Raw genomic sequence first — 17,488 nt, forward strand, 5'->3', positions numbered from 1 at the left:
TCATCCCTCCGCTCGGGTGGCGAGGTGACGCAGCGCGCAGGCCCGAGCGAGCCGGCCGGTGACGCGCTCACCGTCGGCGTCGACGCCGACGGCGCGAATGTGGTGCAGGTGCAGCAGCGAACGCAGCACGGTCAGCGGATCGCGCTGCCTGGCCAGGTGCTCCCTATAGGTGGCAAGCGCGGCAGCGCGCCGTTGCCACGCGGTCGCCACCTCACCTCCGCCGGGAAGGGACGCGAGCGCCGTGCAGGCGCGGGCTGGGTCGGCCAACTCCATTGCCTGGTCGCGCAGCGCGGGATCGAGCCGTCCGTGCTCTTGGGGCAGGTCGTGAATGAGCCAGTCCAGGCCTGTTTGCGCGGAGGTGGCGAAGCTGGTGGCCAGGTCGACCATGCTGGCGGCGGCGAGGGCTTGGGGATGCACCCCGGCGCGGACAGTCGTGGTGATCTGGGCGAGGGCCGCGGCCGAGTCGGCGGCGAAGACGTCGCGGGCGCAGTCCATCGCGGAGCCGTGGCCGTAGCGTCCCGGATGGGGCTGGTAGGTGGCCAGTGACAGGTGCGACAGCAGACGGTCCCGGCGAAGCCCGGCCGCCCACACGGTAATCAGCTCGGCGGCCGTGCCGTACGCGGCAGGATCAGGCAGGGACAGGTAGAGCGCGAGGTACTGGTCCACCTCGGGACGCCTCATCTCGCGGTGACGGCGAAACCACCAGCGCGGCGCATCATCATCACCGAAGGCGTCGATCAGGCGCGCTATGTGCTCGGTGAGGATCTCCCCAAAGCGCTCTGGATGCCCGTAGATCTGCGCATACACAATCGTTGATCGTCCGGGCAGGTGCCCCGAGTCGACTGAGACGGCGCGCGGCCGTCTGATCGGTAGCGGCTCCCCATCGGCGGGGGCATTGAGTACCAGAGGGATGAGGACTTCGTGGGCGCGGCCGAGCCAGGCGAGGTCGTCCGGGGCCGCGGCTTCGCGGAGTTCAACGCGGCCTGCGCGTTGCAGGCGGGTGCGCAGAAGAAGCCGGTGAAGACTGTGGCCCAGATCCACCGGCTGCCGCCGGTCGTGGTCGACTAGGGCGACGTGCTCGGGCACCTGCCACCGGGTCCGCCATACGCCGAGACCTTTCTCCCATTCGGCCATCGAAGCGCCGCGTCCGGGCAGGTCGGCGGCCGACAGCAGCCACCGTGCCGCAGCGAGAATCGTCCGCCGGTAGCGGACTCGGGGAAGGTAGGGCAGGTTGGCTGCGGTGCCAAAGTGAAACGACCGATAGACCGCGCACCGGGAGATGACGATCTCGGACAGGAACCGCGCCAGCGGCGGGGTGTGTACTCCGGCTTCCAGGGCGTGCCCGACGCGCGGCTCGACACGCTGGCCGGTGGATAGTCGCATGAGGTGGAACCGGCGGGCGTCCGCGCTCACCGCGAGATCCGACAGCGGAATGAGATGCTCGCGCCCGTGGCGGTGCTCGGCCACCGCGATGACATGCGGCAGCAGTTGCCCGGTGCGGGCGATGTTCTCGTTGCGGCGTTTACGCGGAGCGAACGACAGCTGCGCGGCGACCACGTCCGGACCATGCGCGGCGAAGGTCCCTCCGATCAGATCCCGGCCCTGCTCGGGCAGCAGATGGGCGTGGCGGCCGACCATGCTGCTGCCTGGACGGGGCGTCCCAGTCACCATCAGCGCGAACCTCCCGCGGTTCAGCGCCTCCAGGGACGCAGCGCGAACCTCTACGGCGATCTCGACGCGAGAAGGCAGAATCACCTCCGCAGACTCGCCGACCAGATCCTCGATCACCTGATCGGTCAAGATGATCTCGCCACCGCCCACAGTGGCCTGCTGGATCAGCGCCAGGAGCTTCTCATCGCGCTCGGTCACCGGTCGGGCGGCGCGCACCCACGCCGAGCCAAGGTACTCGGCTGGCACGCCGAGCCCGCTGTCGGCGACCAGTTCCAGAACTGGCACCAGCGCACCTGTGCCGTAGCGTGCCTGGAACCGGGTGTGGTAATCGCGCCAGGCCGGATGCCCAAACGGGTAGGGGGACAGCCGGAACAGTACGTCAACGGCGTCGCGGGCTTCCCGGGCAACCTGCTCCGGTATCTGAACGTCGCAGTCCAAGATCGTGTCAATTGCCAGCGGCACCTGCGCGGCCTGGCTCAACGTCCTCATGCGCGCGGTCACCGACGGCCCCGGGGCTGTAGGGGCCGCACGTGCGGCCGAGAGGTCCTGATGGACCGCGAACAGCTCACGCACCAGGTCGCCAACGCCGGGGATGTCGTGAGCTTGGGCGGCCTGAAGCTCAGTACAGGCATGGCCGAGCGCGTCCAGGCACGTCATCGGCGCCCACAGACTGCTGATCAGCATGTTCTGGGCCAGCAGGCCAGCGAGCATCCCACCGATCTGCTCCGTCGCGGCGGCGGGGAACTTGGCGGCGAGCAGCTTGCTCAGCTCACCGAACCTCACCGGCCTGCTCGCAACTTCCAAAGCGGCGCGCACCGGCCGGCTGTGACGCACCGACACCTCGATCGGGGCCAGCGCTCGGGAAGCTCCGTCCGGTGCCGGACCGGGTGCCACGAACCGGCCGCCGCGCACGCTTCCGGCGTCGTTGGCGACCACGGGCAGCCGCTCCAGCAGTTCAGGGCACTGATGCAGACGGGCCAGGACGTCACCAAGCCAGCCCGCGTCCGCCCGCGCAGCCACCTGGTGCTGTCCTCCCCATCGCACCCGGGCGCTTGCGCCTATCTGGGCCGTACCGACTCCGGCGAACAGGCCGAACGGAGTGGGGCGGCGCTGCCAGCGCAGCAGGTAGGACGCCAGCGCGACCACGGCCCGGCGCACCCGAAGGGCATCGCGGCTCTCTTCGGCCACCAGGGCGTGAATCGCCTCGATCAACGCCGGGCTCGCCTCGGCCAGCGCCGCGCGGATCTCGGCGCGGCACGACATCGCCGCCAGCCAGGCAACCCCTCGCGCGGCGGCGTCCTGGCCGTACATGTGCAGGTCATTGGGGACGTCCAGTCCGCCCGGGTCGGTGCTGGCGCGCAGCACCGCGGCGCCGCCCCATCGGTAGACTGCTGATGATCTGGCTGCCACCTTGCCTCCCCTGAAGCTGCGGCTGCGCGGGTAGTGCCGATGCGCCGCCGTACGGCGCACCGGCTGGCGGACTGGTCAGAACTGGTCGTCGAGCGCGGAGTTGCACGAACTGTCGTTGCCCGAGCAGGTGTTGCCGCAGCCGTCATCGGTCGGGCAGGGCGTGTGCGTGGCCGGGGCATAGGCCACGACCACGCGCACGTCCAGCGCGAACTCGTCGTCCCCGGCGGCGGGTCGCTCGGCCAGCGCGGTGGAGCCGCCCGAAGCTCGGCCGTCGAACATGGTGACCATCTCCTTACTCGGTAGGGGGGTGCGGGAGACCCTGACCGGATGCGGCGGTCGCCGTCTGCGGCCAGGAGATCAGGACTCTGCTGTGGGTCTTGTCGATGACGCGCCCCTCAGGCATCCGGTCATCGGGGGTGCCGGCAGGGTAGATGCGATATTGCGGGCCGGGTCCTCCGCGGTGCTGTCGGCTCCAGGTCCGCAGCTGTTCCGCCACCTCCTCGGCGAGCGCGGAAGCGTCAGGGCCATAGGCGTGAACCCCGAACTCCGCCGACTTGTCCACCTCGGCCGCGGTGCGGGTGGTGATGTAGGCGAAGCTGCCGCCCTCGACGACGGCCATCGCGAAGGTGCGGTTACGCGGTGGAGACACCACACCGGTGTCACGCTCGGGGTCCACCAAGACCATGCAGAACCCTGGCAGGGCGGTGGCCAGCCACATCTGCACCGTGTCCAGCAGTTCATAGGCCCCGATAACGGCCCCGCTCCACACCTCCACCCGAGGTGCGTCGAACACGCCTTCCAGCGAGCTCGGGTCCACGGGGAAGTCGTCGTCGAACCGCAAGGTGACCTCGCCCCCGCGCATCACCAGCAACCTCGCCTGGTGCGCGCCGGCACCCTGCATCGGCACGAATCCGAACAGCTTCGACGACACGCTGACCAGGTGGCCGTCGGCATGTTCGAACGCGATCGTGCGGGTCAGGCCCCGCATCCGCAGCGCCACCATGAGGCGGCCACCCTCGGCCAGTTGATCCACCCAGGCCGGCGGGATGTCCCACGTGCCGACGGTGACCAGGATCCTGTCGTAGGGTGCGTAGGCGGGCACCCCGTCCTCGGCGTCGGCGAGCACGATGTTCACCCGCGCGTACCCGGCCTCATCAAGCATGCGACTGGCCCGGTCGGTCACGAATTCGTCGATGTCAACGGTAGTGACCTGGCCGGACAGGCCCACGAGTTCGGCCAGCAGCGCAGCGTTGTACCCGCCGCTGCCGACCTCCAGGATCTTCATGCCGGGCGTGATCTCCGCCTGCTCCAGCATGAAGGACTGGACGTGCATGTCCGACACCGAGCTGAGGGCGTTCCCGTCCGGATCCCTCTTGGTGACGACGGCCTTGAAAGGGTCGTAGGCGTCCTCCAGTTCCACCTCAGGGATGAACAGCTCCCTGGGAACCTTGCGCATCGCGGCCTCGACCGGCCCCGAGACGATCGTGCCGTTCTTGATGAGCTCGTCGACGGCCTGGTCGCGCAACCGCGCGACGCGGTCCGGGCCGGTGTTTCCTTCGGTCGTGGTCATGCCAGTCACAGGGTTGTCCTCGATGTCGCACGTCGTGGCACGGTGCAGAAGACCTGCTTCCACGACTCCGGAGATGATCATGTTGCCGGGAGGCTTGGCTGTCAGGGCGCTTCGCATGTGGTCAAACGGCGTTGCTGCGGATCGTGTCCATGTCGCGCAGTTACACCATGCCGACCGCAGTGAGGCTGCGGCGTCATTCTAGGGCTCAATTGCCTCGCGGGAACTCCTGATTTCAGTGGTCATCATGCTCCGCCCAGTCTTCCTAGTGGTCTTTTGTCGTGTTTCCGCTGTCAAGCCACGTCAGGCTCCTCCTGGCGACCAATAGCAGGCTTCTAGAAATCTGTTCGTACCACGGTAGAACATGGCCGCCCGATCAACGAAACAGGATGTGGTAGGCACGTGCATTGGACGATGGAAAGCGCCCTCAGTCAATCGGTGCATCGAAAACGACCAGAGAACGACTAGTCGACACAAGACGAATGCCTATATTTAAGCGATTAAGGGCTGTGCCATATACCGCTAGCGGATCAAATGGGTCGCCATCTTTCATTAATGCCGTCCATCAGCGAGGAAAGTCGTTTGTCCAGCTCAGCACGGACCCCGGGATGATCAGCGGCACGTAGGTAGGCTGCGAGCGACCGCAGTTCGCGAGCCCTGCATAGCAGCAGCACTCCGGAGTCGTCTTGGATACCTGGATCCACGCCGTACGCATCGCAGAGAGCGACCCAGTTCGCTGGTGGCCGGCCGAAACGGAGCACGCCCATCAATGTGGGCACGAGGTCTTGAGCTCGGGGCCCGTAGCTGATCGAGTCCCAGTCGATCATCAGGTAGCGACCACCTGATGCGAGAAGATTCCCTGGATGAGCGTCGCCATGGATCATTCCTTGCCCCAAGGGCAGCGCAGCGGACTCGTATTCGGCGAGGAGCCGTCGGCCCTGTTCACGTAACCAATCGTGTTGGCCAACCGGGAGCGTGAGATCGCTTCGCGACAGGTCAGCCAGAAGCGATCCCAATGGATTGGTGGCCAATAGATCGACAGGTGGGGCGGGAAGTTCGTGAAGGGCACGCAGGAGGGCTCCCAGGTCGCTGGAACTGGGCGCCACTGACTGCTCGTCGACCGCTATGTACGTCCAGAAGGTCGCGGTCCACTCGCCGACCGTTATGGGCTGCTGCACGGGCAAGGGTGTTACGGTGGGGAACCCGTGGTGGTGTAGCCAGCGCGTCATCTCGACGGCCAAGGACAGCCGTCGCTTCCACTCGCCGCTCCCTCCGGTCTGGCGCAGCCGTACCACGGCATGGGCCTGCGGCAAGTGAAATACCGCGTTGGCGCGGGAATGCAGCAGGCGGGCACTGTTGCTATCGAGCCCAGCGACCGCACAAACCTGGTCGAGGGGAGCGTAGGTCATGGAACTGGAAAGGATCGCGCGAGTGAATTCCTCATTCAGTTACGCCACGCGGGTTCGCAGCTCGGCTCGCATATAGTCGCGCCACTCACGTACCTTCGGCTCACTGGCGCGAGGTTCGAGTTCGTGGTCGAACGATTGTACGAGATGGATGGCTCGGGCTGACGTCAGCGCGTTCGCCATCGGCACCGCTTCGCGTGCGAGGGCCAGGGAATGGTCCAGGTCACCCCGGAGCAGCGCAGCCTGAGCGAGGTGCATCGTGTTGAATTGGGCCGAGCGAACGAAGCGCGTCCCGAATCCGCGCAGAGCTGTCTCAGCACACTCCGCAGCGCGATCCGGCACTCTCGCCATGTGCCAGCAGTGACCAACCTCTGCGGTCAGCTCCGCGTGGCCGAAAGTGTTGATCCACAGGGGTTCATCGTCACGCGAGGTCGCGGAGGCGAAGAGCCTCTCAGCCTCACCGATCAGAGACTCCACTCGCTTGAGCGCGTGACTGTCCAAGGTATCGGCCACCATTATCCCCACGGCAGTCGCCCTAGCTTCACGTACTGTCAGCATCGCGGACACGCGAGGCCCGGCCTTGGCTGCCTCGCCAGCGCTGCGGGCGGCTGAAGCGAGCCGCAACGCCGCCTGCGGCGAACGAAGATCACACGCCTGCTGGGCCATAGTAGCTAGCACCCATGCAGCGGTGAGCTGGTCCCCGCCCGCCTTGGCGAGGCGTAGTGCCTGACCGAACTGGACCTGGGCAAGACCTTGATGCCCGAGGTCGAACGCCTCCCATCCGGCTAGGCGCGTGAGTCCCGCGGCTGCGGTCATCAGCTCAGCACCGATCCCGCTGGTGTAGCGACCGTCCAGCAAGGGGCGTACCTGGTTGTTCAGGTAGTCGATCACAGCGGGGCGGACCAGTCCTCCGCCGAACTGGTGATCCATCTGTGTGAACGCCTGGAGGGACTCTCGGAGGCGGAGGACATCTGCCTCACCTACGCCCTGACCTGGTCCGGATCGTGCGGGCACCTCATCGGGGGTTCGGTAGGTGTAGTCCAGAAGCCATTCGGACACAAAAGCAGGAACGAGAGGGAGCGCGGCCAGAAGCCTACGACGTGCCGCATCTACCTCCCACCTCCACAATTCGCTCATCAATTCCACTGTATCTCTAAGTGACGTCCGCATCATTTCGGCGGCCAGGGTCCAGGGGCGCGGCTCCATGTCCTCGGAGTCCTCGACCCAGCTTCTGACCTGGTCCAGCGTGACACCACACAACTGGGCGATGCGCTGCTGATAGGTCTGACGTACCCCTTGGGTGCCTCGTTCCCATCGTGCCCAGGTGTTCGAGGCGACGCCGACCCGCTCAGCTATCCCCTCTTGGGTCAGGCCCAGACTCTTCCGGGCCGCGACCAATCCTGGTCGCGCTCTGGGGCCTTTCGGTTCATGCACAGCTGTCGCCTCTCCGGTGACTTCACCGTCACACAGTGCCGGAGCTGATTCCAGAACGTGCCCTAGTCGATGAAAACGACCATGAAACGACTAGTCGGCCAATCGTCCACGAAGCGGCTAGCCAACGTCCTTCACAGATCCTGCCCAGGTGATCAAGCTCTTATTCACGATTCCCCGGTTCTGGAATGAATCGTGCCCCCGCGATCTGCCCCGTCCTAACAGAAGACGCTCCACCGAGGGTCGGAAGCGGTGGACCTTCAATCGTTGGGAGATGCGACCCATGGAGGCCGGAAGCACAAGCGGCGAATTGTCGGTAATGGACTGAAATGTCGGAACCTGCCCAACGCATAGGCATGTTTGGCCGGACTCCTTGATCGGATGGAGGTGCGATCCATGACGATGCACTACATGCCCGGCTCCTTCGGAGAGCGGCATCCCATACCTGATCCGGCGCTGGTGGACATCAAGCAGGTCCAGAGCATCCTGAAATTGAACTACGTGATCGAAGCGGACTGGAGCTGGATCGACGGGGTTCCCGTGCTGTCGATCTGGACGGGCCTTGCTCTCTGGTCCATCAACGGGACGTTCTTCTGGGAAACCGGTCGCCGCAGCCGAAGGCAGCGGCCCGTATACGCCTCCCACCCGACGACCGACCCGGACGGCGCCGCAGCCCGGATAGCCCGGCATTACCACGATCTCCGTGCCCAGGAAGGTCTCGTTGTCCACCGCCTGGCTGCGGCCGGGCTCGCCTAAACCGGGGGGCGGCGGCGTGGTTGAACCTTGGCCCCGAGATTGGGAGGGCGTGGAATTCCTGCGCTGCCGCCCCGCTCATCTCCTCTTCCCGTACGGCATCACCCGATCGGAGATCCGCAACATGATCAGCGGCCCTGGCGCGCGGCCTCTGCCTTCAATGGCCGGCGTCTACGACAACTTATTGGGGCACCCGAACTACAGCGGCGACCAGGACCTGCAGAAACGGCTAACGGTTCTATTGCCGGGCCTGGAGGAAGCGACCCAGGCGAACCGTGCGTTCGTTCTTCGCTCGGCCAAGGCGGTCGCCCGAATGGGGGTCACCCAGTTCCTGGACCTTGGGTCCGGGCTCGCGACGGACCAGAGCATCCCTGACGTCGTCTCCCGCGTCGAACCCCATGCGCGGGTGGTCTGCGTCGACAACGACCCTCTCGTCGTCGCCCACGGGCGGGCGATGCTCGCGGGCGAGCACGTCGCAATAATCGACGCCGATATCCGCATGGTCAACGACGTGCTCGACCATGCGGAACTGGCACGGATCGGATTCCAGGCCGACCGGCCAACAGCGGTGATCGCCGCTGCAGTCGCGCACTTCTTGCGCGATGATGACGAACCGGCGGATCTGCTCCGTGAGTACCTGGATGCCTTCCCGTCCGGCTATTTGATCTTCACTCACGCATGCGGTGACGATGTTCCCGCCGACCATCTTGAGATGGCTGTGGCCGCCTACCGGGAACGGATCGGGCCGATCTACCCGCGTACCGAAGCCGAGATCACCGCGTTCCTGAACGGCCTGAACGTGCTCGAACCCGGCCTGGTCGAGGCCTCGCATTGGCGGCCGGACGACAGTCCGCTGGAGATCGTCGGCGCCAAGTTCATGGCGGCCGTTGCTGGATTCGGCAACCAGGATTCCCTCACGCGGCATCAGGAAGCGGTGCGCAGATGACGACGGCAAACACCAGGATCCCACCCTCGAACGAGGTCTCGGCGCCGCCCAGCCTGACTGCTGCGGAGGCCGCCGAGCTGCTGCAAGCGCGCCTGCGTGAGCACGGCATGAAGGCTGAGGTGACGGCCAACGATGGCGCGGCGCGGCTCTGGATCTGCCCCGACCTCATCGTCTGGGCGTACCCCCACGGGTACTCATGGCAGAACGGCGTGGCTCAGGGAAAACCCGTCCAGAAGGGGGCGGTCGATCCCGGCGAGGCGGCGGCGCTCCTGGCTGCCCGGTTCAAGGAACTGACCGGAGTGAAGCCGACCGTACCCGAGCGCCGCCCGCCCCATCCGCTCTCTTCCGCTCCTCCCTCCGGACCGCCCCCGCGCCCGCCGCAATACCCGCAGCCCACCCAGGACCCGCATTCCGACGCATGGACCAACTCTCCATGGTCGTAGCTCTCCGCTGTCCCCAAACGCCCGTGGCTTTCCTTAGACCAAGGCCACGGACAAAGGTGTGGTCCGTGCCGCCTCCCGTCGGTGTGCGGCACGGACCACCACCCCTGACCCGTGCGGGGCCACAAGCGCGCGCGGCCCCCGCACGGTAGAGGTTCGCCCCCTAAGAAGGGACTGCCGCCCCAGCGTCAAGCACCAGGGGCGATGTCGTCATGCCCCCGATCGGAGGACAGAACTGTGATGCCGCAGGAGGTTCCAGCTCTATGCGCGCCGTCCGCTGGCACACGGTATCGCCCGACTTCTCGACGGCCGTGGCACGTCATGGCCCGTCGAGATACCAACAGGACCGGCGCTGCTGGTCCTTCCTACAACAGAAGGGACAACGGTGACTGCGATCATCGTGTACGGGGAAATCGCGCTGGGCTTCCTGGTGGGGCTCATGCTGATGCGGCTGGTTAGACCGGCTCTGCTCCAGCGCATCGTCTTCCGCTTCGCTGGGGGCGAGCTTCACGGATGGGCCCTGGCCAAGGCGCTCTTCCAGTACAGCCTGGTCTGGCCGGTATTGGCGGTCACGTTCGCGATGTGGGTGTGGGCTCGTGTCATCGCCCTGAAAGCCAGGCTGAAGTACGTCTGGGCGTCCTCAGCCAAGGCAGGGGCCGAAGCCCAGGAGGCGGCGTTACAGAAGCAAGGGCGCCTGGTCGCCACCTCGGCCGCCTACACAGACTGAGGCTCCTGGCCGCGTGATCGTGGCTTCTACCGCTACACCAGGACTCTTGCGGTAGGGGCCACCCATTTGCCCGGGGCGGGGACCCTTCCCGCCCCGGGCCCACCCCGGCATTCCGGCCGGTGAATTCCGCCCATCAACCAAAGATCAGAAGATAGGACGTCGTGTCCCCGATGAGTCATACCGCCGAGCAGCATGTGCTCGGCAACGGATTACGGACAATCATCAGCTCCGCCCAAACCATACCGACCGTGGCAGTCTGCCTCATGGTGGGCGCCGGCTCCAGCCACGACCTGCCCGGCCGGCACGGCTTGGCCCACATGGCCGAGCACGTGCGCATGGCCGGCACGTCGGCCGCCCTGGGGCCCGGCGGGTATCTCCAGCTGATGCACGGAAACGGCGTGATGGTCAACGCCGGGACCGGCAACGACGCCACCATGTGGTTTCAGGTCGCTGAGCCGGGCTCGGTGGAGCTGGGGCTGTGGGCGCTGGCCGATCGGCTCGGGGCCTCCCTCGCCCAGGTCGACCAGAACACCCTGCACATCCAGCGGGCGATCATCGGCCAGGAGAAGTTCCAGGTATTCGACAGCCAGCCCTACGGCAGCACGCAGGCCCGGCTGCTGGCGCAGCTGTTCCCCGCCGGTCACCCCTACCACCATCACTCCATTGGGTCGGCTGCCGATCTGGCGGCCATCACCCTGCAGGATGTCGTCGACTTCCTGACCGCCCGCTACGTCCCGGCCAACATGACGCTGGCCATCGTCGGTGACATCACCGCCGGCAAAGCGCTGGAGCTGGCCGACCGCTACCTCGGCGCACTGCCCGCGGCCAAACCGCCTCACGCCGTGGTGCATGAGCGGCTGCGGGCGCTGGACAGCCCGCGGCGGGTGGAGGTTCCCGAGGAGGCGGACTGCTCGCGGGTGGTGGCTGGGTTCCGTCTGCCGGTCAACAGCCTGGACGCGCACGCCGAGATTCTCGCGGCCGCGCTGGCGATGCATGCGCTGGCTGAGGGCCCGACCAGTCGCCTGTACAACACGCTGGTGCGTTCGGCGCAGCTGGCCACCGGCGTCACGCAGCGGGTCGCCCCGCACATGGGCGGCGCCTCGATCGGATGGATCACCGTGGATGTGGTTCCCGGCCTGTCCCCGGATCCCGTGTGCGACATGCTGGCCGAGCAGCTCGACCGCGTCGCCGCCCAGGGTTTCACCGACGCCGAAGTCGCGCGGGCCAAGGCGCTCACCGAAGCCGAGACCCTGTCCACGGAGTCCAGCCACCTCGACCGTGCCCAGCAGCTGGCCAACGTCGGCCAGTCCTTCGGCCAGGCCGGCAGCGACGCGCTCGACGAGCTGCTCGCCGACATGGCCGGTCACCAGGTGGACCGCTTCAACGCCGTCGCCCCCGAGCGGGTGCATCGGGCGGCCGATGACTGGCTGGCCTCCGAGCACGCCGCCGTCATCGCCTTCCACACCAGCTCCGACACCTCCGACATCGAGGAATAGCCCCCCATGACGCTCACCGCCCCCCAGGTGTTACCGGCCCCGCCGTGGCGGCCGGCGCCCGGCCAGCAGCACGTCCTGGACAACGGGTTGAGTGTGATCGTGCACCCCCTGCCTGGACAGTCCATGGCACGTGTCGTCCTCAACCTGGGCATTCCCGTCTCCGCCGAGACAACCGATCTGGACGGCATCGCCGCCGTGATGGCAGCCTGCCTGCTGCAGGGCAGCGGCGACCTGGGCGCGACCGAGTTCGCCGACGCGGTCGCCGAGCTCGGCGCGACCGTCGCCACCACGGTCGACCACACCGGCCCGCGCCTGGTCTGTGACGTGCCCGCATACCGGCTAGGCCCGGCGCTGGAGCTGCTGGCTTCGGCTCTCATCCACCCGCGATTCGCTCTCACCGAGGTCACCCGGCAGATCCAGATCGCCATCGGGGAGGCCAGCCGCGAGGATGACTCGCCCGCCGGCAGAGCACACCGCATGATGTTCAGCCTCCTGTACGGGCAGCACGAGCGCATCTCCCGGCCCGCCGCCGGATCCCGGACGTCGCTGGAGCGGCTGATGAAGATCCCCCATATCGTCTCGGCCTTCCACGGCACGCACCTGACCCCCCGCCGGGTCACGGTCGTGGTCGCGGGAGATGTGGTGCCGGCGACGGTGCGGCAGCTGGTGGCCGAGGCGTTCGGCGACTGGACCGCCACCGCCGTACGGGCCGATTACCGCTCGGGGCCGCCTCGCCCGCTGGAAACCCCGGGCCGGGTGCTTTTGCACCGGGCGGGCATGCCGCAGGCATACCTGCTGCTGGCGCAGCCGACCATCGGCATCGCTCACCCAGACTGGCCGGCGGTGAGGCTGGCCGCGGGCATCATGGGCGTCCCGGCGACCGGGCGGCTGGACGCCCGGATCCGCGAAACCCAGGGCGTCACCTATGGTCTGCGGGCCACACCCGAGCCGCTGCTGGCCGACGCCGGGATCTTCACTGTCTCCGGTGCGGTCGCCGTCGACAAGACGGTCGACGTCCTGCAAAGCGTGCGGGACATCCTCCTGGACGCGTCCACGGCTGGTTTCACCGACGCCGAAACCCGCCAGGTCCGGGCCATGGCCGCTGCCAGTACGCGGCTGGGCCATGAGACCGCCGCGCAGGTCGCCGACCGCAGCTCTCAGCACGCCGCCTACGGTCTGTCTCCCGGGACCTTCGGCGATGACGCCGCGGCCGCCGCTGACACGACCACGGCGGACATCCAGGCCGCCTACCGGGCCCACCTGGATCCCAGCCGTCTGGCCGCTCTTGTCGTCGTCGGCGACGCCGACATCCTGTTCGACGAGCTCGTCGACCACGAGTTGGTCGGCCCGCTGCGGGTGGAGTCTTCCTGACCGCCGGGATCTGCTTCGGCGTGCTGGAGAGCAGCATTTCTGCCCAAAAGCACGCCCGTGACCGGCGCGGTCGTCGAGCTGTGTTGGATCACGCCGCGGGCGCCGTTGTTCCGTCCCCTTCCTGATGCTCACGGCTGGCCGGTCGCTTCGAGGGCCGCAGACCGCTCCCACTAACGCGAAAAGGGATCGACCCCAATGAAAGGGACCAGGATGGACAAGATAGACGAGACCGACCGCGCCACGCCCGCCACGGAGGGCCCCGCTGGCCGTGACAGGGCGCGGGCCGCGACCAGATCCTTCGAGGAATCCGCGGCCAGACTCCTCGCGCCCCTGTCCAGGTTGCCCTGGTGGGCGAAGCCGCTCCGGAGTCTGGTGATTCCCGCCATCTTCATCGGCTTAGGTGTTGGCGCCCGGCTTGTCGCGCCGGCGCCGCTGCCGGTGGCGGTGGCCGTGTGCGCGGCCGTGACGGCGGCGGCCATGATGCTGGTGTGTCGCGGGTCATCCCGTCAGATGCGCGATGTCGACTGGAGCACGGCTGATCCCTACTGGAACGAGGGAGCCCACCAGGTGCCGGTCGGCCATAGAGAGGTGCTCGCTCAGGCGATCTCCCGCAAGCGGGCCCGCTATCCCGCGGTCTCGGGAATTCACCCCTATCTGCTGCCGTGCCCAGCCAGCGTCGAGGACGGCAGCTGCGATCACCTGCCGTGCACCTACATCGGGATGGTCCGTGTCGCTGCCGGGCACTGCGTAGTCGTCGTCGGCCGACGTGCGTTTCACATGTCGAGGCAGGCGTTCGAGGGTGTGGTATGGCATGAGATGCGGCACCACACGGGCGTCATGCGCGGGTACGGCGTCATGCAGGTCGCTCTGGGAATCGCGGGCTGGTTCGCAGTCGGCTATCTGACCTTCGGGTGGCCGTCGGCGATCATGCTGTGGCTGGCGCTGGCCGCCATTGCCTGGATTCACGAGGTGATCTGCGACACCAGCGCGGGCCGGGCCGCGGGTGCCGATGCGATATGCCGAGCGTTGGCGTGGAAGGCAGCCGCACTGCGAGCGACCCCGCTCCTACCGCGCCTGGGTCATCTCCTGACCGAAGCGTTGGCTCCCACCCATCCTCCGTCCTGGATGCGGTCGCTGGTCGCCCGTGCCCTCGTCCGCAGGTGAGGCGGGGAAGTCCGCCTTGAGTCCGCCTTTCTGGCGGTAGGGCTTGCAGTGCGGGCGGCGAGGGGTATCGGGGGACCTCGCCGCCTCTTTTCAATTCTCGTCAAGGCCGCGACGAAAGCAGGCAGTCGTCGCCGGCTCCGAAGCACATGCATGAGAGGGAGTTCTTTTCTGTGCGTGCGAACATTTTGATCGTCGGGGTTTGCGTGATGTGGCTGGCGTCCGTCGCGGCCTGGCTGATGGCGGCGGTGGTGAAGGGCGGATTTCGGGGCGGTCTCGCTGTCTCCATTACCCGCGCGGTTCTGCTCGTCGCCTGCGTCTCGTTGGGGTTTGACCCGGACCCGCGGCCGTCTGAGATCGAGCGGGGATGATCATCAAGGATGCTCGGAAGGCCAAGCAAATACGTGCCGATCGCGGACCTCTTAGCGGGCGCGATCAGGAGCGGGGAATGGGCGGCGGGTGACCGGCTGCCGAGCTGTTCTCAGTTGAGCCAGGATTACGGGATTTCGGTGAGTACGGCGGTGAGGGTTCTCAAGGAGCTGTGCCGCCGCAGGCTCGCCTACAAGGTGAGGGGCAGGGGCCATTACGTCTTGGGAGATGAGCTGCCGTGGCCCGATGATTCGACGCCGCTGTATGTGCGGATCGCCCATGAGGTGGCGCTGAGGGTGCAGAAGGGCTCCTACCCGGTGCTTCTTCCCATGAGCAAAGAGCTTCAGGCCGAGTTTGGCACCTGCCGTACGACGGTGGTCAAGGCGAGCAGGGTCCTGCGTGAGGCCGGGTGGGTTCGCCTTGCCCGGCCGAAAAGACTCGCCGTCGTGCCAGAAAGCGACCGGCCTGGGCAAGAGCAGTGGGAGGCGTTGCTGCGCGAGCTGGCCCGGCCAAAAGAGGTGGGGAACGGCAACCGGTGGCGGCGGAGTCCGGCCGGTGATCGCCGCTGGGTGTGGCAGCCGGGAAAGGAGTCGTCCCAGGGGCCCGAGCCCTGGCCGGACAAAGGCCAGGTCCGCCTTGACTGAGCATCGCAACAATTTGGATGGCACCGTTCACGGCGCTGTCGTCCAGGCCCGGGACGTCGGCGGCGGCGTGCACGTTCACCAGGCGCCCACGCCGCAGCCGGTGCCCCGGCAGCTACCGGCGGTCGGCGCGCTGGTCAACCGCCACGACACGTTGGTTCTTCTCAACCGTTTGCGCGCCGTCTCCAACCGTGCCGGCTCCCCCGTCGTGGTGGTGGTGAGCGGCCCGCCCGGGATCGGGAAAACGGCCCTCAGCCTGAACTGGGCGCATCGGAATCGCGCGCATTTCCCGGACGGGCAGCTGTACGCGAATCTACGTGGTCACGCCCTCGGCGCTCCCGCGGAAACGGTTGAGGTTCTGCGCTGGTTCATCCGCTCGTTCGGCATCCCGGGGGACCGGATTCCTGGCGGACTGGCCGAACGCGCCGCGCTCTACCAGTCGCTGGTGACCGAGCGGCGGGTCGTGGTGGTGCTGGATGACGCGATCTCGGCCGCACAGGTGCGTCCGCTGCTGCCCGCGTCCGGCGACGGAGTGGTGCTGGTGACGAGCCGACGTCGGCTGGCCGGGCTCGTCCTCGACGGTGGCCACAGAGTCCAGGTGTCCCCGCTGGACTCCGCAGCGGCCATGGACTTGCTGCAAGCACGAGTGGGCGAGGACCGGGTCGGCCAGGAACTGGCCGCCGCCGCCGAGCTCGTGAAGCTGTGCAGGTGTAACCCCCTCGCCCTGTCCATCGCCGCCGCCCGGGATGGCCCTTGGCCGAGATGGTCTTCGCCCTCGCGCACGAAGCGCGACGGCTTTCCGAATTGTCCGTGGAGGACGACATGTCGATTCGACCCGCCCTAGCCGCGTCATATCTGCAGCTAGCGGATGACGCCGCCCGACTGTACCGGCTGCTCGGCGTGGTCCCCGGCGAGAGCTTCCCCGCCCCGGCGGTGGCCGCCGCGACCGAGACGCCGATGGAGGAGACGCGTCGGCTGCTGAACGTCCTGGCCGAGGCGAGCCTGCTCGACGACGCCTTCGACGGCTACCGCTTCGCCAGCCTGGTGGGCCTGCATGCCCGGGAGATGGCGCAGGAGGAGGAGTCCGAGCAGGCGCGGCAGGAGACCGTCCGCCGTTGGGTGGGCTGGTGGCTGGAGTCGGCCCGGCGGGCCAGCCATGCGGTCACGCCGTACCGGCAGATCCCCGTCCAGGAGGGGGGCCTGGAGTTCGGGGACAAGGCGCAGGCGCTGGATTGGATGGAGGCCGAGTTCCGCAATCTGCGCGCCGCCGCCCAAGCCGCGCATACGGCCGGGCTGCATGAGACCGCGTGGAACTTGGTGGACGCGATGTGGCCGCTGTTCCTGCACCGCGGCTTGCACGCGGAACGCCTGGAGGTTGACCAACTCGGCCTGGAAGCCGCGCGAGCGTGCGGAGACCGAGCGGCCGAGGCCCAGATGCTGGATCGGACCGGCCTGTCGTGGCGTTACCTACGCCGGTTCGAGGAGGCCAACGCCGCCTTCCAGGAGGCGCTGACGATCTGGCGTGCCCTGGGCAACCGGCGCCGGGTCGCGGGGAGCCACCGTCGGCTTGGGCAGGTGGCGATGGCGCAAGGCTACCCGTCGGCCGCGATCGGGCTGTTCACCACCGCGATCGAGGTCTACCGCGAGGCGGGCGAATCGCGGTCGCAGGCTCTGGGGCTGGCCGACCTCGGCCGGGCGATGATCGAGGATGGCAGGTGGGGGGAGGCCATCCCGTACCTCACCCAGGCGCAGGACCTGCTCGCCGACACCGACGACCTGTACAACCTGACGCGTGCGCGGATTCTCCTGGGGCACGCCCAACTGCGGGACGAGGTGGTCGCCGCGGGACTGCGGACCATGCGCGAGTTCGGCTCCGCCTCAGGCGAGGCGCTCGCCCTGCAATCGCTGGGGGAAATCGCCATGCACGCCGGACGAATGAAGGAGGCCCTTGGCTATACCAAGCAGGCCAGCACCGTGCTCGCCCAGATGGGCACCGAACCCCTCGATCGGCTGAGCCGACTGATAGCCGATATCGAGGTGTCCCTGACGGCCGAGTCATAGGGCGCACAACACCGGCCATCAGGGTCTGCGAGCAGGCG

At 67.5% G+C, this 17,488-nt stretch carries 16 protein-coding genes; 11 read left to right on the top strand and 5 right to left on the bottom strand.

The window, feature by feature from the left end:
- The 5 genes from ABGB08_RS41325 to ABGB08_RS41345 all read right to left on the bottom strand — a co-directional run bounded on the left by ABGB08_RS41325 (position 1) and on the right by ABGB08_RS41345 (position 6,945).
- A complete protein-coding gene (locus tag ABGB08_RS41325; protein WP_347602087.1) occupies positions 1–3,081 on the bottom strand; it encodes a lantibiotic dehydratase in 3,081 nt (1,026 codons plus the stop codon).
- A gap of 75 nt (positions 3,082–3,156) precedes the next feature.
- Positions 3,157–3,369: an FxLD family lanthipeptide gene (locus ABGB08_RS41330; protein WP_347602089.1), complete on the bottom strand. Its 213-nt coding sequence runs from the start codon at positions 3,367–3,369 to the stop codon at positions 3,157–3,159.
- Between the two features lie 4 nt (positions 3,370–3,373).
- On the bottom strand, positions 3,374–4,651 hold the full coding sequence (gene fxlM / locus ABGB08_RS41335; protein WP_347602091.1) for a methyltransferase, FxLD system: 1,278 nt from the start codon (positions 4,649–4,651) through the stop codon (positions 3,374–3,376).
- Between the two features lie 527 nt (positions 4,652–5,178).
- The gene (locus ABGB08_RS41340; RefSeq protein WP_347602093.1) at positions 5,179–6,057 is read right to left on the bottom strand and encodes an aminoglycoside phosphotransferase family protein; all 879 of its coding nucleotides are present in this window, start codon (positions 6,055–6,057) and stop codon (positions 5,179–5,181) included.
- Between the two features lie 39 nt (positions 6,058–6,096).
- Complete coding sequence (locus ABGB08_RS41345; RefSeq protein ID WP_347602095.1) at positions 6,097–6,945, bottom strand: hypothetical protein; 849 nt, start codon at positions 6,943–6,945, stop codon at positions 6,097–6,099.
- Between the two features lie 936 nt (positions 6,946–7,881).
- On the opposite strand from ABGB08_RS41345, the gene ABGB08_RS41350 reads away from it, so the two are divergent.
- From ABGB08_RS41350 to ABGB08_RS41400, 11 genes are all read left to right on the top strand, one after another.
- A complete protein-coding gene (locus ABGB08_RS41350; RefSeq protein WP_347602096.1) occupies positions 7,882–8,241 on the top strand; it encodes a hypothetical protein in 360 nt (119 codons plus the stop codon).
- A gap of 49 nt (positions 8,242–8,290) precedes the next feature.
- Positions 8,291–9,184 carry an SAM-dependent methyltransferase gene (locus tag ABGB08_RS41355; RefSeq protein ID WP_347602097.1) on the top strand — a complete coding sequence of 298 codons (894 nt, stop codon included), beginning with the start codon at positions 8,291–8,293 and terminating at the stop codon, positions 9,182–9,184.
- Complete coding sequence (locus tag ABGB08_RS41360; RefSeq protein WP_347602099.1) at positions 9,181–9,627, top strand: hypothetical protein; 447 nt, start codon at positions 9,181–9,183, stop codon at positions 9,625–9,627. The genes ABGB08_RS41355 and ABGB08_RS41360 overlap by 4 nt, the downstream gene beginning before the upstream one ends.
- A gap of 382 nt (positions 9,628–10,009) precedes the next feature.
- Positions 10,010–10,351, top strand: coding sequence for a hypothetical protein (locus tag ABGB08_RS41365; protein WP_347602101.1), 342 nt, complete (start codon positions 10,010–10,012; stop codon positions 10,349–10,351).
- Between the two features lie 170 nt (positions 10,352–10,521).
- Complete coding sequence (locus ABGB08_RS41370) at positions 10,522–11,847, top strand: pitrilysin family protein (RefSeq protein WP_347602103.1); 1,326 nt, start codon at positions 10,522–10,524, stop codon at positions 11,845–11,847.
- A 6-nt stretch (positions 11,848–11,853) separates the two neighbouring features.
- On the top strand, positions 11,854–13,218 hold the full coding sequence (locus tag ABGB08_RS41375; RefSeq protein WP_347602105.1) for a pitrilysin family protein: 1,365 nt from the start codon (positions 11,854–11,856) through the stop codon (positions 13,216–13,218).
- Between the two features lie 210 nt (positions 13,219–13,428).
- A complete protein-coding gene (locus ABGB08_RS41380) occupies positions 13,429–14,382 on the top strand; it encodes a hypothetical protein (RefSeq protein ID WP_347602107.1) in 954 nt (317 codons plus the stop codon).
- A gap of 170 nt (positions 14,383–14,552) precedes the next feature.
- Entirely contained in the window at positions 14,553–14,750 is a 198-nt protein-coding gene (locus ABGB08_RS41385) for a hypothetical protein (protein WP_347602109.1), read from the top strand.
- Between the two features lie 9 nt (positions 14,751–14,759).
- Positions 14,760–15,392, top strand: a complete 633-nt coding sequence (locus tag ABGB08_RS41390; RefSeq protein ID WP_347602111.1) for a GntR family transcriptional regulator — start codon at positions 14,760–14,762, stop codon at positions 15,390–15,392.
- Positions 15,393–15,405: 13 nt separating this feature from the next.
- Positions 15,406–16,233 (top strand): NB-ARC domain-containing protein, encoded by an 828-nt coding sequence (locus tag ABGB08_RS41395; RefSeq protein WP_347602113.1) that lies wholly within the window; start codon positions 15,406–15,408, stop codon positions 16,231–16,233.
- Complete coding sequence (locus tag ABGB08_RS41400) at positions 16,212–17,450, top strand: hypothetical protein (protein ID WP_347602115.1); 1,239 nt, start codon at positions 16,212–16,214, stop codon at positions 17,448–17,450. Before ABGB08_RS41395 ends, ABGB08_RS41400 begins: the two co-directional genes overlap by 22 nt.
- The last annotated feature ends 38 nt before the right edge of the window (positions 17,451–17,488 follow it).

The organism is Acrocarpospora sp. B8E8, from assembly GCF_039871605.1.
Lineage (GTDB): Bacteria > Actinomycetota > Actinomycetes > Streptosporangiales > Streptosporangiaceae > Acrocarpospora > Acrocarpospora macrocephala.

Excerpts from the sequence above, each read along its gene's own strand:
- ABGB08_RS41400 (WP_347602115.1), top strand. The coding sequence starts at position 16,212 with ATGTCGATTCGACCCGCCCTAGCCGCGTCATATCTGCAGCTAGCGGAT.
- ABGB08_RS41370 (WP_347602103.1), top strand. The coding sequence starts at position 10,522 with ATGAGTCATACCGCCGAGCAGCATGTGCTCGGCAACGGATTACGGACA.
- ABGB08_RS41340 (WP_347602093.1), bottom strand. The coding sequence starts at position 6,057 with ATGACCTACGCTCCCCTCGACCAGGTTTGTGCGGTCGCTGGGCTCGAT.
- ABGB08_RS41360 (WP_347602099.1), top strand. The coding sequence starts at position 9,181 with ATGACGACGGCAAACACCAGGATCCCACCCTCGAACGAGGTCTCGGCG.
- fxlM (WP_347602091.1), bottom strand. The coding sequence starts at position 4,651 with ATGACCACGACCGAAGGAAACACCGGCCCGGACCGCGTCGCGCGGTTG.
- ABGB08_RS41330 (WP_347602089.1), bottom strand. The coding sequence starts at position 3,369 with ATGGTCACCATGTTCGACGGCCGAGCTTCGGGCGGCTCCACCGCGCTG.
- ABGB08_RS41390 (WP_347602111.1), top strand. The coding sequence starts at position 14,760 with ATGCTCGGAAGGCCAAGCAAATACGTGCCGATCGCGGACCTCTTAGCG.
- ABGB08_RS41350 (WP_347602096.1), top strand. The coding sequence starts at position 7,882 with ATGACGATGCACTACATGCCCGGCTCCTTCGGAGAGCGGCATCCCATA.
- ABGB08_RS41375 (WP_347602105.1), top strand. The coding sequence starts at position 11,854 with ATGACGCTCACCGCCCCCCAGGTGTTACCGGCCCCGCCGTGGCGGCCG.
- ABGB08_RS41380 (WP_347602107.1), top strand. The coding sequence starts at position 13,429 with ATGGACAAGATAGACGAGACCGACCGCGCCACGCCCGCCACGGAGGGC.